Source organism: Rathayibacter iranicus NCPPB 2253 = VKM Ac-1602 (assembly GCF_003149025.1).
In the GTDB taxonomy this organism is placed as follows: Bacteria; Actinomycetota; Actinomycetes; order Actinomycetales; family Microbacteriaceae; genus Rathayibacter; species Rathayibacter iranicus.
The window spans coordinates 44,739-67,798 of the sequence record NZ_QGDV01000015.1 but is presented as its reverse complement, the minus strand read 5'-3'; the positions used below and the strand labels follow the sequence as shown (position 1 = coordinate 67,798).

Sequence of the window (23,060 nt, the reverse complement as noted above, 5' to 3'; positions counted from 1 at the left end):
ACCATGCAGAAGCCATCCCCGAGCCTGGGCCGCTCGGCGAGCCGCGGTGCCGCCGTTACGATCGGCGGCCAGGTGATCCGCATCGCCGTCCAGCTCGGCAGCATCGTCATTTTGGCGCGCCTGCTCGCCCCCGCCGACTACGGCCTGCTCGCGATGGTGACCGCGATCATCGGCATCGGCGAGATCTTCCGCGACTTCGGCCTCTCCTCCGCCGCGATCCAGGCGAAGGAGATCACCCCGGGCCAAAAGAGCAACCTGTTCTGGATGAACGCGGGCATCGGCCTCACGCTGACGCTGCTGGTGATTGCCGCCTCCTGGCCCATCGCGGCGCTCTACGGCGACGACCGGCTCCAGTTGCTGACCGTCGCGCTCTCCTCGACGTTCCTGCTGAACGGCATCTCGACGCAGTTCCGCGCCGACCTCGCCCGGCACCTCCGCTTCGTCAAGCTCACCCTGGTCGACATCGTCGGCCAGGTGCTGGGCCTGGCGGTCGGCGTGCTGATGGCGCTGGGCGGCGCCGGCTACTGGGCGCTGGCTGCGAGCCAGGTGGTGCAGCCGTTCATCGGCGTGCTGATGCTCGTCTTCATCACCGGGTGGCGGCCCGGCCGCTACCGCCGCGGCGAGGCCATGGGCCACTTCCTGCGCTACGGAGGTGGAGTCTTCGCCACCCAGGCGCTCACCTACGCGAGCAAGAATGTCGACTCCGTCATCATCGGTGCGCGCTTCGGCCCGGTCGACCTTGGCCTCTACAACCGTGCGTTCCAGCTGATGATGCTGCCGCTGCAACAGCTCAACGCGCCGGCGCAGCGCGTGGCCCTGCCCGTGCTCTCGAAGCTGCAGGACGAGCGTGAGCGCTTCCGCACATTCATCCTTTTCGGCCAGTCGGCGATGCTGACGGTGATGGGCCTGGTGCTCGCGGTGCTCGGATCGCAGTCCGATGCGGTTATCCGCATCCTGCTGGGGGAGCGCTGGCTCGCCTCGGTGCCGATCTTCCAGATCCTGCTGGTCGCCGGGTTCTTCCAGGCCACCGCGTACTGCTCGTGGTGGGTGTTCCTGGCTAAGGGCCTGGTGCGCCAGAGCGTCTGGTACAGCCTGGCGACCCGACCGCTGATGGTCGTGCTCATCCTGGTCGGCTCGAACTGGGGAGTCATGGGCGTCGCGGTCGCGTACGCCGCCTCGCTCGCGCTCACCTGGCCGATTGCGCTGATCTGGATCGGCCGCTCCTCCGATGCCCCGGTGCGCGAGATGTTCACCAACGGCCTGCGCAGCCTGATCGTCTTCGGCTCGATCACCGTCGGCTCCTACTTCTCCACTGTCGCCCTCCCCGCGGAGCAGCCGGTCCTGCGCCTGCTCGTCGGCGGCGCCGTCGTGCTCGCAGGCATGGGGCTCTGGATGCTGATCCTCCCGTCCTTCCGCCGCCAGATCCTCGGCCTCTCCGACCTCCGTCGGCACTTCCGCCGCAGCCGCCCGGCCGCGAGCCCTGCCCCGACCACAGCCGACGCTACGAGCCCGACCGGCGAGAGCGCCCTGGTCGACGGCGCCGTCACGGCCGGCATCCCCGACTCCGAGCGGTCCCACGCCGCCGTTCCCCCCACCGAAAGAGACCGATGAAACTCAAGCTCGGCGTCGTGAAGTCCTGGAAGAAGGACTTCGTCACGACGACCCGCCTACCCGCCCGCCGCGATGCGGCGCTGCTCCGCGCCACCCTCGCGACCCTCCGCCCCCAGCCCGACGTGCACCTCGTGCTCGCCGCTCCCGGCGACGGCAACATCGGCGACCAGGCGATGCTGGAGGCATTCCTCGAGAACACCACCGGCCCCGTCGTCGTCATCGAGCGCTACGCCGGCGACGTCGTCATTCCCGAGGAGCAGGTGGTCCGCGTCGAGGTCGTCCAGCTCCCGCACCTGATCTACGGAGTGGGGGAGGCGCACGCTGACGACCTCCGCCGCTACGCCGCCCTGATTCGTCGCGCCCGCTCTGTGTCGGTCGTCGGCGCCGACATGATGGATGGGAAGTACAGCCTCCGCGGCTCGGTCCGTCGCTCCCTGCTCGCGCAGGCGGCCGCCGAAGCCGGAGTGCCCACGCGCATCCTCGGCTTCAGCTGGAATGCGTCGGCCCGCCTCGCCGCCCGCCTCGCCCTCGTCGCCGCCTCCCGCGCCGGTGTCGTGCCGCTGCTGCGCGACCCGCTCTCGGCCGAGCGCGCTCGCCGGGTCGGCGTGCAGCGCGTCGAGGAGGTGACCGACATCGTCTTCTCGGCCCGCACCCGCGACGGTGCGTTCCGCGATGAGCTAGGACTCCCGGTCGGCGTCCCCTTCGCCCTCGTCAACGCGAGCGCCCTGGTCGCCATGATGGTCGACCAGGTGCCCGAGTATGAGCGGATCGTCAACCGCCTCCGCTCGGCCGGCGTGCACGTCGTGCTCCTCCCGCACGTCTCTCGCCCCATCGGCGATGACAAGGTCGCCGTGCGTGCCGTCGCCGAGCGTGTCGGGACCGAGGGCCTCACCGTGGTCGACCGCGTGCTGATGCCCGCCGAGATCCGCGGCCTCGCCGAGGATGCTCTGCTGACCGTCACCGGTCGGATGCACCTCGCGATCATGTCGCTCTCCCTCGGCGTCCCCGCGATCACCCTGGCCACCCAGGGCAAGGTCGAGGGCATCATGCGCCTGATCGGCCTGCCGCAGCTCTGCGTCGAGCCGACACCCGGCTTCGCCGACCGCGTCCTCCCCGTGATCGACCGCATCCTCGCGGAGCCGGGCGTGCGCACCACCATCGACAACGCCCTGCCCGAGGTCCGTCGGCTCTCGGCGCTTAATACCCGCGGCCTCGGCGCGGAGGTCGTGCGATGAGCGCGGCCCAGGAGAAGGGACCGCGGATGCGGATCATGTTCGTCGTCACCTCGCTGCACGGCGGCGGGGCCGAGTTCGTCGCCCGCACCTGGATGGGCTGGCTCCTCGAACAGGGCCACCACGTCGATGTGGTCACCACCTCGGTGAAGGGCACCGACGAATACCTGCCAGAGGGCGCCGTGCTGCACCGCATCGGCGAGGGCACGGGCCACGTCGGCAAGGCGAAGCTGCTCAAGGAGCTGTTCCGCCGCCGCACGCCCGACGTCGCGGTCGCCCTCCAGGGTTACCCGAACATCGTGCTGCTCGCCTCGGCCGAGATGACGGCCCGCGCCGATCGCCCGAAGACCATCGTGAGCGAGCGCAACCTCGTCTCGCTGGGCATCCCAGGCTTCTCGAGGACCCAGAAGGTGCAGCTCGCGCTCGCCAAGACGCTCTACCGTCGCGCCGACCACGTCATCGCCATTTCGCACCCCGTTGCGGGGGAGCTGATCGCCGGCTTCGGCGTCTCGGGTGAGCGCTGCACCGTCGTGCCCAACCCCGCGACCGCCAAGGTCGACCGTTCGCGCCAGGTCTCGCGCACTCCAGGCACCGCCGCGGGCCTGCAGATCGTGCTGCCCTGCCGCCTGGTCGTGCAGAAGCGGCCAGAGCTCGCGATTCTCGCGGCCGAGGAGCTGGAGCGCCGCGGCATCCCCGCGCGCGTCGTCTCGTTCGGCGGCGGCCCCCTGCTCGAGAAGCTGCGCGTCGAGGCTTCGGCCAGGGGCGTCGACTTCGAGGACAAGGGCTGGGTCGAGGACTGGTTCCACCACTTCGACGAGAACGCCGTCGTCCTGCTCCCGTCGCTACGTGAGGGCTTCGGCAACGTGCTGGTCGAGGCCGCCGCGGCCGGCGTCCCCTCGGTGGCCGTCTCGGGCGCGCTGGGAGTCGCGGACGCAATCGTCCCCGGCCTCACCGGCGAGCTTGCCCTGACTCCCTCCGCCTCCGACCTCGCCGACGCGCTGATCCGCGCCAGCGACCTCGAGATCACCGGCATCGACCGCTGGCTCGACCGCTTCTCGCTCGCCTCCAGCGGCCGCGATCTCGAGACCGTGCTGCGCCGAGTGGTGGCGGAGAAATGACCCTCGTCTCGGTGGTGCTCCCCGCGCATCAGGAGGAGGCACACCTCGCGGGCGCGCTCGAGCGGCTGCTGCGGCAGACTCACTCCGAGCTGGAAATCCTCGTGGTCGACGACGCGTCGACCGATGGCACCGCGTTGATCGGTCGCGCGTTCGCCGAGCAGCACGAGCGGATCCACTACCTCCGCCAGGAGCAGAACCAGGGCGTCGCCACGGCCCGCGAGCGCGCCGTCGGGCAAGCCACCGGCGACTGGGTGTGGCTGGTCGACGCCGACGACGAGTGGCCGGAGACCGCGGTCGAGGTCATGCTGGCCGCGGGCACGCGCGCCGACGTGGTCGTCGCTCAGGCGAACACCGTCGAGACGAGCGGATCCACACCCGTCGGCTCCCTCCGCGGCCCCCTCGCGCTCTCGGGGCGCGGCGCCTTCACGGCGCTGCTCGTCGGCGAGCTGACCGGGCACCTGTGGAACAAGCTGTTCCGTCGCGAACTCTTCGCCGGCATCGACTTCACCCGGATCCGTCAGCACTCGGATCAGGCGCAGGTGGCCCAGTTGCTCGCTGCCGCCGACGAGGTCGTGGTGATCCCCGACGTCGTCTACGAGTACCACCTCCGCTCAGGCTCGATCATCCGCTCGGGAGCGAAGCGCGCCGACTCGCTCGCCGCTCTCGCCGCGGTGATCGAGCGCACCGCTCGTGATCTCGATCCCCGCATTCTCGAATCGCAGGACTACGCCTACTACCAGGCGCGCTTCTGGCTTCTTTCTCGCTTCAAGGACGCCACATCCGGGGCGCACTCGGCCGAGGACGAGAGCCGACTCTGGCAGGCAGCGCGCGGCGAGGCAGGGTTGCGGCATCTCGCCGCCCTCGCCCGCCGGCGCGACGCGAAACGCTCTGCGCTCTTCGGTCTGGCTTATGCGGCTCCCGCGCTCTATCGCGTCGCTCTCACGGCGGGACGTGGACGCCGATGACCATGCGAGTGCCCAGAGAGGGAAGTGCCACGCATTCCGCTTTTCTCGGATATCCCTCATCTCTGGTGGGAATATGCGGAGAGGCCCGGACGCCTTTAGTCTTAATCAGCGGTCGCCGTGAGCGACCGCGTCCACGTCCTTCTCTGAACCGTGTTCATCACGAATATGATTCACGAGTGGTTCTGCACGGCGCAAGGGGGAGAATATGAAGCTGCTGAAGCCGACGGGCGGGGCGCGACGCGAATGGGTCGACTTCGCCAAGGGTGCGGCCATCCTGATGGTCGTCTACTACCACACATCGTTGTACCTCGGCGATATCGGAGTCGAGAACACTCTCGGACGCATCAAGATCGTCTTCGAGCTCTTCCCGATGCCGCTCTTCTTCCTGGTCTCCGGGCTCTTCGGCTCCCGCATCACGACGTGGAGCTTCCGCGACCTCTGGCGCCGCCGGCTCTATCCGCTGCTCTGGCTCTATGTCGTCTGGTCCGTGCTCCGCATGGTCTTCTACCTGGTCGTGCCGCTGGCGAACGGCGGACTCGGCGAACTCCCCGCGACCGATCCGCTCAACCTGCTCCTGCTCTTCTTCTGGCCGAGCAGTAGCTACTGGTTCATCTATGGCCTCTTCCTCTTCACTCTCGGTGCGTGGCTCCTGCGTCGCGTCGATCACCGTGTGCAGGTGGCCCTCGCCGCGATCATGGGGACGCTGTTCACCACCGGGATCATCAACACGACCAATGTGGGCTGGAATCGCATCGGCGCCCTCTTCGTCTTCTACCTGGTCGGCACTCTCTATTCGAAGAGAATCATTGACTTCGTCGAGCAGAAGGGCGCACGGGCGTTCCTCTACGTCACTCCGGTGTTCGTGCTGTTGAGCGCCGTCCTCTTCCTCTTCCCGGTGCGCTGGATACCATTCCTCGGTCTCGCCGCGCAGATGGCGGCGGTCGCGATGGGGATCCTGGTCTCTCGGGCGCTCTCTCGCCTGCGCTTGCTCTCTTTCTTCACTCTCTGCGGAGAGCGGAGTCTGCACATCTACCTGCTGCACCTCTACGTCATCGTCGTGTGCATCACGCTTCTACGCGTGATCCTGCCCGAAGACCGTTCGGCGATCGGCGGTTTCGAGATTCCACTGCTGCTGGTCGTCATGGCGCTGGCGGTGATCGTGTCGCTGATCGTCACGCGCTACCTCTCGAAGATCCGCTGGATTTACGTTCCGCCCGCCGCGCTCGGCGGCCCCGGGGCCAAAAAGCGCAAGCCCGCCGCGGTTCCGGCACGAGGAGCGGGCGTCGTGTCCGACCCCGCCGCCGTCCCCGCCGATGAGCCGGGCACCTCACCCCGTTACGAGCCAAAGTCAGTGAGCCACGAGCAGAAGGCAGAGTCCCACGAGTGACGTCGATACGAGCACGCAGAGCTGGAGTCTTGGCGGCCATCGCGGCCGTCGCCCTCGGCCTCACCGGCTGCACTGCTCCGCCCGAGCCCTCCCGAACCCCTGACGGCTTCACGACGCAGAAGGCGATTGAATACCGCTCAGTGGACGGCGTGTCGTTGAAGGCCGACGCCTGCCTCCCCACCGAGGGCGACGCCGGTCGACCCGCGCTGCTGATGCTGCACGGCGGCGGCTTCGTCGATGGCGCCCGCAACGAGGGCGGCATGACCGAACTCTGCGAGTACTACGCCAAGCGCGGCTTCGTCTCGGTCACCTTCGACTACCGCCTGCTCCAGCAGAGCCGCTACCCGGGTCAGATCGAGGACGCACAGGCCGCCGTCGAGTGGCTGCGCGACCCCGCGCAGGTCGAGCGCTTCGGCCTCGACCCCGCCCGCATCGGCGTGCTGGGCAGCTCTGCCGGGGCGATCATCGGAGCCACGCTGGGCACGCTCGGCGAGGGCTCACTGACCGAGGGGTCACGGGTCAAGACCGTCGTCGCCTTCTCGGCGGTCGCCGACATGACCGAGGCCGGGATGTCGCTCGGCACCCCGCTGCCCGAGGCGAAGGAGCAGATTCTCGCCTACCTCGGCTGCAAGGAGATCGATGACTCGTCCTGCCCGCAGAGCGTCGAGGCCTCGCCCCTCAGCTCCGTCGACCCCACCGACGCCCCGCAGATCTGGCTCACCTCCGAGGACGAACTCGTCCCGGTCGAGCAAGCCGACGCGATGCAGGTCGCGCTCCAAGACGCCGGAGTGGAGTCCGAAGTGGGCATCGACGGCTCCGGGCACCACGGCCTGCAGAACAACACTCCGAACAACAAGAAGGCAATCCTCGCCTTCCTGCAGGCCACTCTCTGATCCCTCTGGTCCGCGCTTGTGCGGAAACCGGACGACTTTTCACAACGCTGCACTCACACATTCCGCACCTCGGTGCAGATGACGAAAGGGACCACTGACATCATGACCTTGAACGGACTGTTCGCCGGGATCGGCCGGAGGTGGGTCGTCATCGTCGCCTTCGCTCTGCTCGGCGTCGTCGCGGCACTGGTACTCAACTCCCTCCTGCTTCCGCAGTACAAGGCGGATGCACGCGTCTATGTCGCGGTCTCCTCGACAGGAGTGCTCTCTACGGCCGACAGGGTGGCCGCGAATAGCGCCGCCGCGCAGGCCACCGTGACCTACGTCGCCCTCGGCACCTCCGACACCGTCCTCCAGGGCGTCATCGACGGCCTCGGCCTCGACGAGACCATCGAGGACTTCGCCAAGCGGGTCAGCGTCCTCTCCGAGCCGGAGTCGGTGGTCATCACCATCTCGGCGACCGACCCGGTGCCCGAGCAGGCCGCGACCATCGCCAACGCGGTCGCCGCCCAGCTCGACGCCGCCGTCCAGGGGACCGACCCGGCGACCACCACGAATGGCGTGGCCGTCCCGCAGATTCAGCTCGAGGTCCTCAGCCAGGCGACCCCGCCCAAGCTGCCCGTCACCGGTGGCCTTCTGGTGCTGCTCGCGCTCGGTCTCCTCGGCGGCGCAGTGGTCGGAGCCGGCGTGGCGATCGTGCTCACGGCTCTCGACCGTCGGCTCCGCACCGGCGACGACGTCCGCACCTCCCTCGAGCGCCCGCTGCTCGGCATCGTCCCGGCCAAGGCCGCGAAGCTCGACGAAATGCTCAACTCGACCGAGATCCCGGCTCGCTACTCGGCGGTGGCCTTCGAGCTGTCGGCCATTGCCCGTGCCCGCTCGTTCTCCTCCTTCGCGGTCGCTCCCGCCTCCGCAAACACTCCGCACACGGCCAGCGCCGTGCTGCTCGCCAAGGCCATGGCCGTCCTCGGCTCGTCGGTCGTTCTCGTGGACGGCACCGCCGAGGGCTCCGCGCTCGCGTCCGCCTCGGCCGGCCGACCCGGCCTGCGTGAGGTCCTTTCCGGCGCCGCCTCGCTCGACGAGGCGATCATCAAGCGCCCGACCGATCGCGTCGACCTCCTCCCCGCAGGCGGCGCCCGAGGAGGCACTCCGATGGGCGCCGACCCGCTGCGCTCGCTGGTCCAGGAGCTCGAGAAGGTGTATGACATCGTCCTGGTCATCACCGGGACTCTCGGTGCGACCGAGCAGTCCGTCGCCTTCCGCGGAGTGGCCGACGGCGCCGTCCTCGTCCTGATCGAGGGCAAAGTCGACTCCCCGCAGGCTGCTGCCGACGTGCACTGGATCGAGACCGCCGGCACCCCCGTCGTCGGCGCGCTCCTGCTGGCCCGCCACAAGCTCCAGAAGGCCCCCGCGATCGTCTGACGCGCGGGGCTGGCCTGCTCGCGCGCGATCTGCAGGCTCGCGTGCGTTGTGCAGGCTCGTGTGCGATTAGCAGGGGATCGGCTCAGCTTCGGCCATCGCACGCGCCGGAACGCGCTCTCCCGAGCGGATCCCCTGCACATCGCACCGGCGTCACTATCGAGACGCCCCGATCCGGTCGCGGCGGATGCTTGCAAGATGGGTCAGGGCACGTTCCTCATCGTGTCCCGGATGCGGTGCGGTCTCATGCTGTGCGGCCACGCGCTCGCATCCGGCGCGGAGGCATCGTGCGATTTGCAGGGGATCGGCCGCCGCCACTACGAGTCTTTCGCCAAGAGAGCGTTCTCGTGCCGCGCAGTCCTGCAAATCGCACACCTTCGCAACGCCGGACCGCCGCCGTCGACTCGACGGCGGCGGTCCTAGCGCTCCAAGCAGCCCGAGCGGTCGCTCGCAGCCCCTTAGGGCGTGCAGTCCACGTTCCCGATCCTGTCCATCCCCGAGTTGGAGCAGCCCAGCGTGTTGCCGCTGGTCGACCAGCCCGACGGCTGGTGCAGGTACACCGTCGCGTCCGTCGTCTTCAGCCCGAGGTTGCCGCTGATGGTGTTGTCGTTGCCCGAGCCGTCGGCGCGCGTGATGACCTGGTACCCGTAGGTCGTGGTGCCCGAGGCGGAGTTCCCCGCGGCCAGCCAGCCGTTACCCGACACGAGGATCATCGACGTGACCTCGCTCGAGAGTCGGGAGCCTCCGAGGACCGTGTTGCCGAGAATGTTCCCGTCGAGGGTCCCTTCTTTCGCCTCGATCGGTTCGGCGCCGGTGTCGCTGATGGTGTTGTCGACCACCGCGATCCTGGCGGTTCGGTCAGGGTTGCAGCCGTTGTACTCGCACCAGTTGCGGTCGGAGGTGCCAATGTAGACGCCCTCGCCGAACTTGGTCGTGACGAGACCCGTGCGGCGGATGGTGCTGCCCACGATCAACGAGTCGGTCGTCTGACTGCGGAAGTGGACGGCCTCGTAGCCGATATCGGTGACGGTAAGGCCGGCCATCTGTACACCAGTGCTTGCGAGCACCTGGATCCCCTGGAACGAACTGCGGACCGAGAATCCAACGAGGTGGAGGTTCTTCGCCCCGTTGATCAGCAGCGCAGTGCCGCTCGAGGTCGAGCCGGAGGAGAGGACCGCGTTGGGTGAGCCGCAGATCCAGATCGAGCCGGACGCGGCGGCGGCACCGCGCAGGGTGAACTTTCCGGTGTACCAGCCGTCGGCCAAACGGATGACGTCTCCCGCGCTGGGTGTGGCGAGGGCGGCGGCCAGCTGGGCCGAGTTCGTGACCGTCTTGGTCGGGGTCGGACAGGCGAAGGCCGCGGCCAGAGAGGCCCGGGCGTCGAGCAGGTCGGCGGAGGTGGTCTCGGTCTCCTTCAGGCGCGAGTGGCGGCCGGCGTCATCCGTCGCGGAGATCCAGTAGGTGAAGGTGCCGCGGGCCGCGACGGTCTCGTCGCGGTACTGACGTACCGGGTCGGAGACCGTGCCGAGGACGACGTCGTCTGAGCCGTCCTGCGCCGAGCGGTGCACATCGTACGAGACGACGCGCGAACTGAACGGTGCGTTCCAGGCCACGGTGTAGCCGTCGGTCAGGGGTGAGAGCTGGACTGTGTCGATGGCGAGGCCGTCGTCGGCGACGACGATCGCATCGATGATCAGGTTCCTATCCGACGACTGGGAGTTCTTCGTCCCCGTGTACGAGATCGTCACGGTATGCCGGCCCTCAGCGAGGTCGGTCGTCTCGTAGACCGGCACCTGGTACTGGGCGGTCGAGCTGTAGCGGTCGACCTTCGTGACGGGTCCGCCGTCGACTGAGACCGCGGCAATGCCCGAGGAGGAGGTCTTCCGGCTGATCCAGCGCCACGAGGTCCCGACGAAGGTGAAGGAGACGGATCCGGCCGAGGTCAGGTACTTGATCGAACCGCCGCTGTCGCCGCCGGACATCGACTTCCACGAGCCGGTGTACTCCAGCGCGGGATCGGTCTCTTGAGCGGTGAGGCTGCTGGCGCCGGAAGGATCGAGCACGGGTGCGCTGCTCCCTCCACTGGGCTCGCCGACGACGTCGGTGGAGCGGATGACGTCGATGGCGTCGATGACGAGGTTCTTGTCGTCGGCGGAGCTGTTGGCCCGTCCGGACCACGCGATCTTGACCGTGTGCACGGAGTCGGTGAGGCCCTTCTTCGAGAAGACGGGGACCTGATAGGCGGTCGCCGTCGTGTAGCGGTCGACCGAGGTGCTGGCGCCGTCGACGGTGACGGTGGCGATGCCGGCGGAGGCAGTGGTGCGGCTGATCCAGCTCACGCCAGTGCCGCGGAAGCTGAACGAGACGGAGCCGGTGCTGTTGAGGAACTTGATCCCGCCGCCGCTATCGCCGCCGGTCATGCTCCGCCACGAGCCGCTGTAAGAGAGAGAGGAGTGCGTCTCCTCGACGCGGACACTCTGGCCGGCGCCGGGATCGAGAGTGGCGGCCGAGGCGGCCGGAGCGGTGAGCGGAGCGACGAGGATGCCGAGGGCGGCGATCAGGGCAGTGGCGAGGGAAAAGCGTCGAGGTCGGTGGGTTGGGTTGGTCGTCGTTCGAGTAGTCACGATCGGCTCCGGGTCTTCAGAGGTGCGTCGGGTGGTGCGAGGGGGAGTGCCGGGGATATCTAGGGCGGTCGTGTCGATCTCCTTGACGCTATAGACGCGCCTCGCCGCGCCCCCCTGGAGGAGAATGATTCGCGTCCTGGTACCCCATTCGGGCGGGGAGAATCAATCAGACGCGCCACTGCCCGCGCTGAGCGCCCTCCCCGCCATTCGTCAGCGGAGGTCGACAGCCGGCCACCGGAGACGACAGTGGGGTGACCGATCGGGCTGCCACGCTGCACATCCAAGGAATGAGCGGGCATTCCCGTGCTCCGGGAGGACGTGAGGGACGGATTCATACGAGGGCCAAACGACTCGGTTCTTCACGATCGGGCGAACGGCGACTGTACCCCCATGCAGGGGGTATTGTCGTGGTGGTCGTCGGAGCCAGACGAAAATTGACTACCCGTTCATCGGCCCGTCTTCGAGCCGAAACACTGCGATGGCAGGCTTTATCTGGGCGATCTCCGTCCTGCTCCGGACAGGCTGCGGTCACAGATCGGGAATCCGAACGGCAGAGGGGACGCGATGGACACGGTGACGACCGGGGATCATCGGACCGCACAGTCCAGCGGCGAGCGCCCGCGACGTCGGCACCGCCTCCGGAACCTCGTTGCCGGCCTGCTCCTCATCCCTGTCATCGTCCTCGCGCTCTTCGGCGCGGGCATCCCGCTCTACGTCACGCCGCCGATCGACCCCATCCCGAAGCAGGCCGACGCCGTGTTCGTCCTCGGCCCCTCGACCCGCGCGCGCGTCGAGTTCGCCCGTCGAATCATCACCTCTGGAGCGACCGACACGATGGTCCTCTCCGTGGGCCCTGACGAGATGAAGGCGCCCCTGGAGGACAAGACATACAAGAAGTGCAACGAGCCGGGTGGCGACGTGCTCTGCTATGCCGCCGATCCCCTCACCACTCAGGGGGAGGCGAGGCAGCTGCGCGACATGGCCGCGGAGAACGGCTGGGATCACGTCATCGTGATGACCAACGCACCGCACATAGCCCGCTCCCGGATGATTCTCGAGCGGTGCTACTCCGGCGAGATCTCGATGGTGCCCTCGGGCGAGCCGATGGGACTCAACTACCTGATCGGCCAGTACTTCTACCAGACCGGCGGATTCCTCAAGGCACTGTTCGTGACCAGCTCCTGCTGATCCATCCACTCCTGTCTGACGTCGGGCGTGTTCCGCGCCTGCGCTAGTCTGCCGAAGAACCGCGCCACTTCCCGCGCATTTCGTGTCGCCCCCGCGAACCCCCTCCGAAAGGCCCGCCCGTGACTCCTGCCCGATCGATCTTCGCCGTCGGCCGCGGCCAGTACGAGAACATCGGCGACATCATCCTTCGTCGCCAGCTGCTCGACTGGCTCCGCGAGTCGGGCCCGCTGCACGTCTACGTGGGCAACTCGCCCTGGGGCTACGACGACGGCCTGCGTCTTGGTCGGGACGACCGCGTCTACCGCTCGCTCCTGCGCTGGTACGCGGCGCTCGCCCGCGAGGCGCTGGCCGGACGGGCGAACTCGGTGTTCAAGCCGGGCGAGATTCAACTCACGCTGATCGGGATGAAGGAGCACCTGGTGATGCTCCCCGGCATCGTGCTCGTCCGCCTCGGCGGTGGCCGGGTCATCCGCGCCGGAGTCGGCACGCGCAACTTCGCTCCGCTGCCCCGCGCGATCATGTGGCCGTCGATGGCGCTGTCGAGCTACACCCGCTGGCGCGACGACAAGACCGCCGACTTCATGAGGGTGGGTGCCGCCATGCCCGACCTCGGGTACGGCGAAGGTGCGAGCGACGAGGAACTGCGGTCGTTCGCGGCGCAGCCCGACGCCGAGCGGCGCGTCCTCGTCCTCTCCCTCCGAGAGGATCACGAGGTGGACGCCCGCCCGTACCCGGGCGCGGAGTGGCTGGCTGCTATCAAGGGCTTCGCCCAGCGCGAGGACCTCGACATCGTCGTCGTGACGCAGGTCGCGGTCGACGCAGAGCGCTCCCGCCGCCTCGCCGCCGACCTCGACGCCGACCTCCTCGACTGGGACCCCTCGCACACCCACGACCAGCACGAAATTCTGCTGCGTGAGCTGTACCGCACGGCACGCATTGCGATGAGCGACCGCCTGCACGTCATCATCATGGCGTTCACCGAGGGCGCGGCCCCGGTGAGCCTTCAAATGGACGCGTCCACCAAGGCCTCGCGCCACTTCGAGACGATTGGGATCCACGACGTCACCGTCGACATGGCGAGCACGACTCCGGAGCGCGGTCTCGAGACCATCAGCGCCGTCGCCGTCCGCCGGAGCGAACTGCTCGACAAGCTCCTCGTGGCGCGCGGACGCCTCCGCGGTGTCCGCGACGACATCCAGGCCTTGCTCGCCGTGCCGCCGCGCTCGCGTCCGACTGCTCCCGTCGGCCCGAAAACCCGCGTCTACCACGTCGGCCGTGCCGGCGAGGTCCCCGGAGGGATGACCCAGGTCGTCAACGGGTACTTGCGCTGGCCGTTCGCCCGCTCGGATGTCCGGGTCATCTCCTCCCGAACCGCACCGGGCGAGCACGTCGCCGCTGCCCGTCTGGCTGCCGGAGCCGCCGCCCGCATCGTCGCGCTCTCGCGCCGCGAACCCGGGAGTGTCATCGTCGTGCACCTCTCGGAGCGCGGATCGTTCCTCCGCGAAGGCTCCCTGCTCCGCCTCGCCCACCGCTTCGGGCTGCGGACCGTCGCCCACCTGCACGGCAGCGAGTTCGCGGCCTTCACCGCCGCGCACCCCCGCCTGGTGCAGGACGTGCTCCGCAGCGCCGATGAGATCATCACGCTCTCGGAGGAGACGTCGGCGATCTGCCGTCGCTACGTCCCAGCCGCTCGTGTGCACCTGGTCCCGAACGCGCTTGAGCAGGGCACGCCCCGAGAAAAGACCCGCATCGTCGTCTTCGGCGGAGTCGTCAGCCACCGCAAGGGCGTCGACGTGCTGCAGAAGGCGTGGGCACAGGTCGAGGGAGCCGAGGGCTGGCGGCTGCTGGTCGCCGGGCCGATCCGCGAACCCGACGTCGTTGACCGGAGCGTTCCGGGGATCGAGTTCCTCGGCTCGCTCGAGAACGCGCGGCTCCTGGCGCTGCTCGACGAGGCCGCCATCGCGGTCCTGCCCTCACGTGACGAGGCGATGCCGATCTTCATTCTCGAGGCTCTCGCCCGCGATGCGGCCGTGGTCTCGACCGCGGTCGGCGGCATCCCGGAGGTGCTCGGCGACGGCTGCGGCCGGATCGTCCCGCCCGGAGACGTCGATGCGCTCGCCGCCGCGCTCACCGAACTCATCGTGGACCCCGACGCTCGCGCGGCCGTGGTCGAGAACGCGGGTGCGCGCTTCCGCGAGCGCTACTCCGCCGACGCGGTCTTCCCGCGGGTGGAGGAGGTCTGGCTGGGCTGACGGGGTTCGGCTGGGGCTGGGCTGGGGCGTCTGCTCGGCGCGCCTGAGGGGACCGCGGCGTCGACCGGGCCCTGCCAGATGATCGACGGGCGCGGCGGAGCGAGTGGGGAGCGTAAAATCGCTGGAGTCCGCGTCGTTGTGTCGCCGTACGATCTCGCCCGCCGACCGTCTCGAGCGTGAGCGCCCACCACACCCCAGCGTCGACCGGACCCGTCGACAGCCCCCACCGACACCACATCAGAGAGGCTCGACCGTGGCCAACGCCGCTGACTCCGACCGCCGCCTGTGGATCCTCCCCCTCGCGCGCGCAGTGATCGCGGCGGTCGCCGGCTGCGTGATTACCTTTTCACCGGACCACGGCCCCGCCTTCGGCCTCGCTGTCTTCGGCGGCTTCGCTCTGGCAACCGGAACTCTCTCGCTCGCCCTCGGCCTGCCCGTGTGGATCGGGCGCTCCCGTCCGCTCGCGGTCGGCTCAGCGGTGCTGACTCTCGTCGCCGGAATTGCCGCGCTGATCGTGCTGCCCGTCGCGCACCTGCTCTCGTTCGTTGCGCTGGTCGCCGGTTGGGCGCTCATCTCCGGCTTCCTCGAGTTCTCGAGCGGACGCCGCGGGCACGGCCTCGCCGCACGAGACGCCGTGATCGTGGGAGCCGGAACGATGCTGCTCGGAGCCGCCTTCGGATTGCTCCCGCCCCACCCCGTCGTCACGGTCGGTCTTCTCGGCGCGTACGCCGTGATGGTCGCCGTCTTTCTCGCCATCGCGGCGTTCTCGCTCAAATGGGCCGCCGGCGCCACCACCGGACACGATCCCGTCACTCCCACGACACCGACCTCCGGAGGAGACCGATGACCGCCGAAGGCCAGAACCCCGAGCGCGGGCCCGAGCGCTCCGCCGAGCCTGCGGACGTCGCTCCTCGGACCTTTCAGCCCACTCGAAAAGACCGCCTCCGGCCGCTAGAGCTCATCGGCTTCTCCGCCGCCATGGCGGCTTTCGTCGGCGTTGTCGTGCTGCTGTCCACCCGAGAGCTGGTCGTCGCTCTCCTCTCCTTCGGAGTCACGTTCATCATCGTGCTCGTCGCCATCGCGATGTTCTCGCTCACCTTCAAGCCCGACGAGGCCGAAATCGCCGAAATCGACGAGCAGGATTCGGCGCACTGATTTCTCCCGCGGCGTGCTGGCCGCCCGCGCTGCGCGCCCCCCTGCCCGCCTACCCTGCCCGCCACTGTCCAAAAGTTGTCGCACTCGGCGCCGAGTGCGACAACTTTTGGCCTCTCGCGGCGCTTGTCCGCCGCCCGGCCTTGCGAGTGTCCAAGAGTTGTCGCACACGAGGCCGAGTGCGACAACTTTTGGCTTCTCGCGGCGCGGGGCCGCGCACGGCGGGCCGCGTTAGCGCAGGCGGTCGACCAGCGCGGAGGCGAGCCCCGTGTACCCGGCCGGGGTCAGCGCCAGCAGGCGCTCCTTCGCCGCGTCGCCGATGTCGAGACCCTGCACGAAGACCGCGAGGTCCTCGGCACGGAGCCGCTTGCCGCGGGTCAGGTCCTTCAGCAGCGCATACGGATCGGTGATCGCCGAACGCCCCGCCACCACCTCTGCGCGGATCACGGTTTGAATCGCCTCCGCCAGCACTTCCCAGTTGCCGTCGAGATCGGCCGCGAGCGCCGCCGGATCGAGGTCGATCTCGAGCAGGCCCCGCGCAATATTGTCGAGGGCGAGCAGCGAGTGCCCGAAGGCGACTCCGATGTTGCGCTGCGTGGTGGAGTCGGTGAGATCGCGCTGCAGACGCGAGGTCACCAGCGTCTGCGCCAGCGAGTCGAGCAGGGCGCTGGAGAGTTCGAGGTTCGCTTCGGCGTTCTCGAAGCGGATCGGATTGATCTTGTGCGGCATCGTGGACGACCCGGTCGCCCCGGCCTGCGGGATCTGCCGAAAATAGCCGAGCGAGATATAGGTCCAGATATCGGTACAGACGTTGTGCAGGATCCGATTCGCGTGCGCGGCGCGGCCGTACAGCTCGGCCTGCCAGTCGTGCGACTCGATCTGAGTCGTCAACGGAGTGAAGGCGAGGCCGAGAGAGGTGACGAACTGTTCGGCGAGGGCCGGCCAGTCGGTGCCCGGGTCGGCGACGAGGTGCGCGGCGAAGGTGCCCGTCGCTCCGCTGAACTTGCCCAGGTATTCGGTGGTCTCAATCTGAGCGATGACGCGTTCCAGCCGGTACGCGTAGACCGCACACTCTTTGCCCATTGTGGTTGGGGTCGCGGGCTGTCCGTGGGTGCGGCTCAGCATCGATTCGTCGCGGTAGCGGACCGCGAGCCCGCGCAGGGAGTCGACGACGGACCGCAGTTTCGGCAGCCAGATCTCGCCCACCGCCTGGCGGATGACGATCGCGTAGGAGAGATTGTTGATGTCTTCGCTGGTCGCGGCGAAGTGAGTAAGTTCGGCGATCCGCTCGAGCCCCAGCTCCTCGAGCCAGTGGCGCACGAGGTACTCGACAGCCTTCACGTCGTGGCGAGTGCGCGCCTCGAGGACGGCCAGTTCGTCGATCTCGGGCTGGCCGAAGTCGCGGGCGCGGCGGCGCAGTTCCTCGGCGGACGCGGCATCGACGGGCTCGGAGCCAAAGAGACGACGGTCGGTCAGGGCCAGCAGCCACTCGACCTCGACGTGCACGCGCGCGCGGTTCAGCCCCGCCTCCGAGAGGTATTCGCCGAGAGATGAGACGGCGCCGCTGTAGCGGCCGTCGAGGGGACTCAGCGGCTGGGTGGAGAGCGTCATGCGGTGGTGCCTTTCGGTTCTCAGGAGTCCTGCGCGAGGACGGCGCGCGTCTCGGCGGGGTCGGCCCGGACCGAGAGGTTGCCGCGCAGTCCGGGTTCGATCTGGGCGAAGAGCGCTCGGCAGGCACGCTCGATGAGTGCGAGCACCGAGTCGAACGCCGCTGCATCGGAATAGTAAGGGTCGGGGACGTCGCCCTGCGGCGAGAGCGCGGGCTCGAAGGCAAGCAGGCGGCGGACCTTCTGTCGATCGACCTCGGTGCGAGCCCAGGAACGAAGTGCCCGCTCGTGCCCGTGGTCGAGGGCAACGACAAGGTCGAATTCGGCGAACCGGGACGGGTCGAACAGCTGCGCGCGGTGGCGTCCGCCGTCGAGTCCGCGCCGCTCCAGCGCGTCGAGAGCACGGTGGTCGGCGTGCTCGCCGAGGTGCCATTCGCCGGTGCCGGCCGAGCTGATCTGGATCGCGGAGCCGAGTCCCGCCTGCTCCGCCAGCGAGCGCAGCACCACCTCGGCCATCGGCGACCGGCAGATGTTGCCGGTGCAGACGAAGCACACGGCGAAGGCCGAAGGCGCGGGGGAGTTGGGGGTCACCCGCCCATCATGACGCACGAAGGCTCCTCCACAGCAGGTCGATTTCCGACGCTGTCCACAGATCCGCGGAGCGACATCGGGGCCGCGCAAGGACCCGCGCAGACTGGTCCCGCAGGCGCCACCTCAGTCCTGATCGCGGCGGAGGAAGGGGCGCAGGAGGAGACCGATGAACCAGTTGACGAGCGCGAGCACGAGGGCTCCCAGCACGCCCCACCAGAAGCCGTCGATGACGAGGCCAAGTCCGAAGAGACCGCTGATCCACGCGGTGAGCAACAGGAGGAGTCCGTTGACGATGAAGGACATCAGACCCAGCGTGATCAGGTACAGGGGGAACGCGATCACCCGCACGACCCCGCCGACTACGGCGTTGACGACTCCGAAGATCACCGCCACGAGCACGTACGTGAGGATCGCCGCGACCGGCCCGTCGTCATACGGGTCGACGCGCACCCCCGCCACGACGAGGGTCGTGAGCCAGATCGCGACGGCGTTGGTGACGAGGCCGAAGAGGAGTCTGCGCATCCCTCCACTATCCCGGGCGCCGACGCTCATGGCGAGCCGACGCTCGGGCCGTGTCGCTGCGTCCGGCGCTGGATCGCGGACGCCGTCGCCGTGCGCGACCACGACGTGACCCGCCCCCGGTTCCTCCTCGACCGGTCACGCGGCGGACGCAGACTGGTCGCCGTGCTGCGCGAGGCGGAAGGACGCTCAGTCGAGCGGGCCGCCGACGGTCGGCGTGGGCTCGGGGAAGCAGGTCCGAGGGTCGACGTCGCACGTCGAAGGAAGGAGGACGACCGGGGGCGGGGGCTCCGGTGCGACGGTCGGTTCCGGTTCCGGTTCTGGCTCCGGCTCCGGCTCTGGTTCTGGTTCTGGCTCCAGGGTGGGCGCGGTCGTTTCCGGTGCAGGCGCGGGCTCCGCTGTCGGGGCGGGGGCCTGGGGAGAAGGAGCGGAGGTCGTGGCTGGAGGTGGAGTCCGCACAGGCCTGGGGGCAGCGGGAGGAGCGGGGCGCGAGGGCGGATCGACGTCGTCACCACGGACGCGCACGAGCGGGCCACGCGCCTCGAGGACGGCGATCGCGGCAGGAGCGAGCGCGCCGCCGGCGTCGAGAGTGTTCTGCAGCGTCTCCACTGCCGCTGTCAGCGTGCTGCGCCGTGCGGAGGAGCCGCGGCCCGAGGCGAGCGCGGCGGCGCCGAGGCCGAGGACGCGCTCGGCGAGGGTGGTCCGACGGTCGGAGGCCGCCGTGGCGGCGATCATAATTGCCTCGGCCGAGACTCCGGCGAGCGCGTCATTGAGCGAGCCGATCGCGACGAGCAGATCGGTGCGGGTCGCCCCCACCACGGCGCCGTCCGTCGCGCTCAGCAGTGCGAGGGAGTCGTCGCGCACCGCGAGGGCCGCCTCCCGAGCCGCGGTGTACTCGGGTGGGGCGGCGATGTCGATCGAGGTCTCGCGCGGGGTAGTCGTGGGGCGCGAGTCGACTCCGGAAGGAGCGCAGGCAGTGAGGGCCCCGGCCGTGACGAGCACCGCGAGCGCCGCCGAGGTGCCGTGGATGAGCGACCACGCACGCCCGCGCCGCTCGGACCGCCTTCGACTCCGCATCTCTGCACCCTAATCGGGGGGCGCACACGCGGTCGACCCTCGAGCAGGGAAGCTCAGACCCCTGTACGGTCTGAGTCGAGCGACGGTACACGAGCAGCGTCGGTCCCTCCCCCTAGCATGAGGCGAGTGACCGACCAGCAGGAGCCTCCCGTCCGCCTCCGCCCCGAGATCCTGGCGCTCCCCGCGTACAAGCAGGGCCGCGCTGCCTCGGCCAACGCCTTCAAGCTCTCCTCCAACGAGAATCCGTTCGACCCGCTGCCCTCCGTGCTCGCGAAAGTTCGTGAGGTCGACGACTTCAATCGATACCCGGACGCCGCCGCGACCGCCCTGCGCTCGGCGCTCGCCGCCCGATACGCGGTCGGGATCGACGAGGTGATCGTCGGCGCCGGCTCTGTCGCGGTCATCGCTCAGCTGATCAGCGCTGCCGCCGGTCCCGGCGACGAGATCGTCTACGCCTGGCGCTCGTTCGAGGCGTATCCGTCGCTCGTGACCACCGCTGGAGCGACCAGCGTCCGGGTGCCGCTGCGCCCCGACGACACCCACGACCTCGACGCGATGGCCCAGGCCGTCACCGAGCGCACTCGGATGGTCATCGTCTGCAGCCCGAACAACCCCACGGGCACGGTCGCGACGGCCGACGATGTCGAGTCCTTCCTCACGCAGGTGCCACGTGATGTCCTCGTCCTCCTCGACGAGGCCTACGTGGAGTTCGTTGGCGACGAGCGCGCGGTCGACGGCACTCGCCTCCTGGCCGCGCACCCGAACCTCGTGCTCGCACGCACCTTCTCGAAGGCGTACGGCCTCGCCGGCCTGCGCGTCGGCTATGCGATTGGGCACGCGCGGATCCTCGACGCCGCCCGCTCGACCGCCATCCCGCTCTCGGTGACACGCTTCGCCGAGGCCGCCGCCGTCGCCTCCCTCGAGCACAGCGAGGAGCTGCTTGAGCGCGCGAACCGCATCATGCGCTTGCGCGACGATCTCTGGCGGGCAGTGCTCGACCAGGGTTGGACGATCCCGGAGTCGCAGGCGAACTTCCTCTGGTTCGAGACCCGCGACGAGACGGCGCGGGCGGCCGAAGTCTTCGAGCGCGCCGGCGTCATCGTTCGCGCATTCCCTCAGGAGGGCATCCGGGTCTCTATCGGAGATGCGAGCTCTGTCGACAAGCTCCTCAGTGCGGCGGGCGAGATTGTGCGATCCCTCCCCGAGGGGCATCCCGCGAGGCGGATAAGTTAGTCGGATGGTAGCCACCAGTACGGAGTCGCCGACGGTCCAGTTCCTCTCCGCGGACGGTCGGTTCTCGCCCACACCTGCGGCCGAGCAGTACGCCTCTTTCCTTGACGGGATCGACGAGACTCAGCACCGCTCCTTTTACCGCGAGATGGCGATGGTCCGCCAGTTCGATATCGACGCCGCCAACCTGCAGCGGCAGGGTCAGCTCGGCCTGTGGGTCCCGAGCCACGGGCAGGAGGCGGCGCAGGTCGGCTCCGCGATCGCGCTGCGCCCGCAGGACCACGTCTTCCCCTCCTACCGCGAGCACGTCGTCGGCAAGATCCGCGGTATCGACCTGCTCGGCGTCCTCGCCCTGCTGCGCGGCACCACACACGGAGGCTGGGACCCGAGCGACCCGACGAACGGCAACTTCCACCTCTACACGCTGGTGCTCGGCTCGCAGGCGCTGCACGCCACCGGCTACGCGATGGGTCTCACCCTCGACGGAGCCACCGGCACGGGAGACGCCGAGAAGGACGCCGCGGTCATCGTCTACTTCGGCGACGGCGCCTCCAGCCAGGGCGACGTCAGCGAGGCGATGGTCTTCGCCGCGAGCTACCAGGCACCCACGGTCTTCTTCCTCCAGAACAACCACTACGCGATCTCCGTCCCTGTCGCCACGCAGTCGCGCAGTCCGCTCTATCTCCGCTCGTCCGGCTTCGGCATTCCCGGTGTCCAAATCGATGGCAACGACGTGCTCGCCAGCTACGCCGTCACCGCCAAGCACCTCCAGGACGCGCGCTCCGGTGGTGGCCCCCAGTTCATTGAGGCGCTGACGTACCGCATCGGCGCCCACACCTCGAGCGATGACCCCACGAAGTACCGCACCGACGATGAACTCGCCTCGTGGGTCGCGAAGGATCCGATCACCCGCTTCGCCGCCTTCCTGCGCGGCAACGGCGCACCGCAGTCCTTCTTTGACGAGACCGAGGAGGAGGCGCGGGACTTCGCCGCCGACATCCGACGCCGCCTGCTCGCCCTCGAGGCACCGCCTACCGGAGTGATGTTCGACAACGTCTATTCCGAGCCGCACGCGCTTGTCGAGGAGCAGAAGGCGTGGCTCCAGCGCTACGAAGAATCGTTCGGAGGCGAGTGATGACGATCGACACCACGACCACGGCCCTGCAGCCGCCCCACACCGGGAAGCAGCTTGCGTCGATGTCCATGGCCAAAGCGCTCAATGCTGGCCTCCGCCGCGCGATGACCCAGGACGACCGTGTCCTGCTCATGGGTGAGGACATCGGTCCGCTCGGCGGTGTTTTCCGCATCACCGAGGGCCTGCACGCCGAGTTCGGCGCGAAGCGCGTGCTCGACACTCCGCTCGCAGAGTCGGGCATCGTCGGCACCGCGATCGGGCTTGCGATGCGCGGGTTCCGGCCGGTGTGCGAGATCCAGTTCGACGGTTTCATCTACCCGGCGTTCGACCAGATCACCTCGCAACTTGCCAAGATCACGAACCGGCACGAGGGCTCGCTCACGATGCCCGTCGTGATCCGCGTTCCCTATGGCGGACACATCGGGGCGGTCGAGCACCACCAGGAGAGCAACGAGGCGTATTTTGCGCACACCGCCGGCCTCCGTGTGGTCAGTCCGTCCACTCCGAATGATGCCTACTGGATGATCCAGGAGGCCATCGCGTCGGACGACCCAGTGATGTTCTTCGAGCCCAAGAGCCGCTACTGGCCCAAGGGCGACGTCGACCTCGGCACCTCCGCTGTCCCGCTGCACTCCAGCCGGGTCGTCCGCCAGGGCACCGAGGTCACGCTGGTCGGGTGGGGCCCGATGGTCGCTGTGCTGCTTCAGGCTGCGGAACTCGCGGGCGAGGAGGGGACGAGCATCGAGGTCATCGACCTGCGCTCCCTCTCGCCCATCGACTGGGAGCCATTGCTCGCCTCCGTCCGCAAGACGGGCCGACTCGTCGTCGCTCAGGAGGCGACCGCGCATGTGAGCGTCGGCTCCGAAATCGCCGCGACCGTCACGGAGCGTGTCTTCTATTCCCTCGAGGCTCCCGTTCTGCGCGTGGCCGGCTTCGACACTCCCTTCCCGCCCGCCAAGGTCGAGAAGCTCTTCCTCCCCGATGTCGACCGCGTGCTCGAGGCCGTCGACCGCTCGCTCGCGTACTGACGCGCGCGACATTCCCCGCACGAGCCACCAGG

The 23,060-nt window shown here is 68.9% G+C and carries 19 protein-coding genes; 14 read left to right on the top strand and 5 right to left on the bottom strand.

The genetic code is table 11. The features are described from left to right. Positions 1 to 3 precede the first annotated feature (3 nt). From B0H03_RS13430 to B0H03_RS13400, 7 genes are all read left to right on the top strand, one after another. Positions 4 to 1,611 (top strand): lipopolysaccharide biosynthesis protein, encoded by a 1,608-nt coding sequence (locus B0H03_RS13430; RefSeq protein WP_202130174.1) that lies wholly within the window; start codon positions 4 to 6, stop codon positions 1,609 to 1,611. Next, a complete protein-coding gene (locus B0H03_RS13425; protein ID WP_104354362.1) occupies positions 1,608 to 2,846 on the top strand; it encodes a polysaccharide pyruvyl transferase family protein in 1,239 nt (412 codons plus the stop codon). Before B0H03_RS13430 ends, B0H03_RS13425 begins: the two co-directional genes overlap by 4 nt. Continuing rightward, a complete protein-coding gene (locus tag B0H03_RS13420; protein ID WP_104265534.1) occupies positions 2,843 to 3,961 on the top strand; it encodes a glycosyltransferase in 1,119 nt (372 codons plus the stop codon). The genes B0H03_RS13425 and B0H03_RS13420 overlap by 4 nt, the downstream gene beginning before the upstream one ends. Then, complete coding sequence (locus B0H03_RS13415; RefSeq protein WP_104265533.1) at positions 3,958 to 4,926, top strand: glycosyltransferase family 2 protein; 969 nt, start codon at positions 3,958 to 3,960, stop codon at positions 4,924 to 4,926. The genes B0H03_RS13420 and B0H03_RS13415 overlap by 4 nt, the downstream gene beginning before the upstream one ends. A 205-nt stretch (positions 4,927 to 5,131) precedes the next feature. Further along, complete coding sequence (locus B0H03_RS13410) at positions 5,132 to 6,313, top strand: acyltransferase family protein (protein ID WP_104265532.1); 1,182 nt, start codon at positions 5,132 to 5,134, stop codon at positions 6,311 to 6,313. Next, positions 6,310 to 7,206 carry an alpha/beta hydrolase gene (locus B0H03_RS13405; RefSeq protein WP_109714900.1) on the top strand — a complete coding sequence of 299 codons (897 nt, stop codon included), beginning with the start codon at positions 6,310 to 6,312 and terminating at the stop codon, positions 7,204 to 7,206. Before B0H03_RS13410 ends, B0H03_RS13405 begins: the two co-directional genes overlap by 4 nt. 102 nt (positions 7,207 to 7,308) lie before the next feature. After that, complete coding sequence (locus B0H03_RS13400; protein ID WP_160487366.1) at positions 7,309 to 8,628, top strand: Wzz/FepE/Etk N-terminal domain-containing protein; 1,320 nt, start codon at positions 7,309 to 7,311, stop codon at positions 8,626 to 8,628. Positions 8,629 to 9,083: 455 nt separating this feature from the next. Here the strand turns inward: B0H03_RS13400 and B0H03_RS13395 are convergent, their stop codons facing one another. Continuing rightward, a complete protein-coding gene (locus B0H03_RS13395; protein ID WP_104265529.1) occupies positions 9,084 to 11,249 on the bottom strand; it encodes a hypothetical protein in 2,166 nt (721 codons plus the stop codon). A gap of 564 nt (positions 11,250 to 11,813) precedes the next feature. On the opposite strand from B0H03_RS13395, the gene B0H03_RS13390 reads away from it, so the two are divergent. From B0H03_RS13390 to B0H03_RS17140, 4 genes are all read left to right on the top strand, one after another. After that, on the top strand, positions 11,814 to 12,437 hold the full coding sequence (locus B0H03_RS13390; protein ID WP_104265528.1) for a YdcF family protein: 624 nt from the start codon (positions 11,814 to 11,816) through the stop codon (positions 12,435 to 12,437). Between the two features lie 119 nt (positions 12,438 to 12,556). Further along, on the top strand, positions 12,557 to 14,689 hold the full coding sequence (locus tag B0H03_RS13385; RefSeq protein ID WP_104265527.1) for a glycosyltransferase family 4 protein: 2,133 nt from the start codon (positions 12,557 to 12,559) through the stop codon (positions 14,687 to 14,689). A gap of 253 nt (positions 14,690 to 14,942) precedes the next feature. Then, entirely contained in the window at positions 14,943 to 15,536 is a 594-nt protein-coding gene (locus tag B0H03_RS13380; protein WP_104265526.1) for a class-II aminoacyl-tRNA synthetase family protein, read from the top strand. Continuing rightward, complete coding sequence (locus tag B0H03_RS17140; protein WP_237399578.1) at positions 15,533 to 15,844, top strand: hypothetical protein; 312 nt, start codon at positions 15,533 to 15,535, stop codon at positions 15,842 to 15,844. Before B0H03_RS13380 ends, B0H03_RS17140 begins: the two co-directional genes overlap by 4 nt. 228 nt (positions 15,845 to 16,072) lie before the next feature. Here B0H03_RS17140 and purB read toward each other — a convergent pair whose 3' ends face one another. The 4 genes from purB to B0H03_RS13355 form a co-directional block, all read right to left on the bottom strand. Then, positions 16,073 to 17,452, bottom strand: coding sequence for an adenylosuccinate lyase (purB, locus tag B0H03_RS13370; RefSeq protein ID WP_104265525.1), 1,380 nt, complete (start codon positions 17,450 to 17,452; stop codon positions 16,073 to 16,075). Between the two features lie 20 nt (positions 17,453 to 17,472). Continuing rightward, complete coding sequence (locus tag B0H03_RS13365; protein ID WP_181075071.1) at positions 17,473 to 18,039, bottom strand: low molecular weight protein-tyrosine-phosphatase; 567 nt, start codon at positions 18,037 to 18,039, stop codon at positions 17,473 to 17,475. 123 nt (positions 18,040 to 18,162) lie between these two features. Beyond that, on the bottom strand, positions 18,163 to 18,561 hold the full coding sequence (locus B0H03_RS13360; RefSeq protein WP_104265544.1) for a phage holin family protein: 399 nt from the start codon (positions 18,559 to 18,561) through the stop codon (positions 18,163 to 18,165). Between the two features lie 186 nt (positions 18,562 to 18,747). Then, the gene (locus B0H03_RS13355) at positions 18,748 to 19,635 is read right to left on the bottom strand and encodes a hypothetical protein (RefSeq protein ID WP_104265524.1); all 888 of its coding nucleotides are present in this window, start codon (positions 19,633 to 19,635) and stop codon (positions 18,748 to 18,750) included. Positions 19,636 to 19,752: 117 nt separating this feature from the next. Here B0H03_RS13355 and hisC point away from each other — a divergent pair, with 117 nt between their 5' ends. The 3 genes from hisC (at position 19,753) to B0H03_RS13340 (ending at position 23,028) form a co-directional block, all read left to right on the top strand. After that, entirely contained in the window at positions 19,753 to 20,868 is a 1,116-nt protein-coding gene (hisC, locus tag B0H03_RS13350) for a histidinol-phosphate transaminase (protein ID WP_104265523.1), read from the top strand. 4 nt (positions 20,869 to 20,872) lie between these two features. After that, on the top strand, positions 20,873 to 22,000 hold the full coding sequence (locus B0H03_RS13345) for a thiamine pyrophosphate-dependent dehydrogenase E1 component subunit alpha (RefSeq protein ID WP_104265522.1): 1,128 nt from the start codon (positions 20,873 to 20,875) through the stop codon (positions 21,998 to 22,000). Between the two features lie 62 nt (positions 22,001 to 22,062). Then, entirely contained in the window at positions 22,063 to 23,028 is a 966-nt protein-coding gene (locus B0H03_RS13340; protein WP_181075073.1) for an alpha-ketoacid dehydrogenase subunit beta, read from the top strand. Positions 23,029 to 23,060: the final 32 nt, after the last annotated feature.

Coding starts and splice junctions, on each gene's coding strand:
- B0H03_RS13340 (WP_181075073.1), top strand. CDS start 22,063: ATGTCCATGGCCAAAGCGCTCAATGCTGGCCTCCGCCGCGCGATGACC.
- hisC (WP_104265523.1), top strand. CDS start 19,753: ATGAGGCGAGTGACCGACCAGCAGGAGCCTCCCGTCCGCCTCCGCCCC.
- B0H03_RS13425 (WP_104354362.1), top strand. CDS start 1,608: ATGAAACTCAAGCTCGGCGTCGTGAAGTCCTGGAAGAAGGACTTCGTC.
- B0H03_RS13360 (WP_104265544.1), bottom strand. CDS start 18,561: ATGCGCAGACTCCTCTTCGGCCTCGTCACCAACGCCGTCGCGATCTGG.
- B0H03_RS13345 (WP_104265522.1), top strand. CDS start 20,873: ATGGTAGCCACCAGTACGGAGTCGCCGACGGTCCAGTTCCTCTCCGCG.
- B0H03_RS13355 (WP_104265524.1), bottom strand. CDS start 19,635: ATGCGGAGTCGAAGGCGGTCCGAGCGGCGCGGGCGTGCGTGGTCGCTC.
- B0H03_RS13420 (WP_104265534.1), top strand. CDS start 2,843: ATGAGCGCGGCCCAGGAGAAGGGACCGCGGATGCGGATCATGTTCGTC.
- B0H03_RS13410 (WP_104265532.1), top strand. CDS start 5,132: ATGAAGCTGCTGAAGCCGACGGGCGGGGCGCGACGCGAATGGGTCGAC.
- purB (WP_104265525.1), bottom strand. CDS start 17,452: ATGACGCTCTCCACCCAGCCGCTGAGTCCCCTCGACGGCCGCTACAGC.
- B0H03_RS13430 (WP_202130174.1), top strand. CDS start 4: ATGCAGAAGCCATCCCCGAGCCTGGGCCGCTCGGCGAGCCGCGGTGCC.
- B0H03_RS13390 (WP_104265528.1), top strand. CDS start 11,814: ATGGACACGGTGACGACCGGGGATCATCGGACCGCACAGTCCAGCGGC.
- B0H03_RS13400 (WP_160487366.1), top strand. CDS start 7,309: ATGACCTTGAACGGACTGTTCGCCGGGATCGGCCGGAGGTGGGTCGTC.
- B0H03_RS17140 (WP_237399578.1), top strand. CDS start 15,533: ATGACCGCCGAAGGCCAGAACCCCGAGCGCGGGCCCGAGCGCTCCGCC.
- B0H03_RS13415 (WP_104265533.1), top strand. CDS start 3,958: ATGACCCTCGTCTCGGTGGTGCTCCCCGCGCATCAGGAGGAGGCACAC.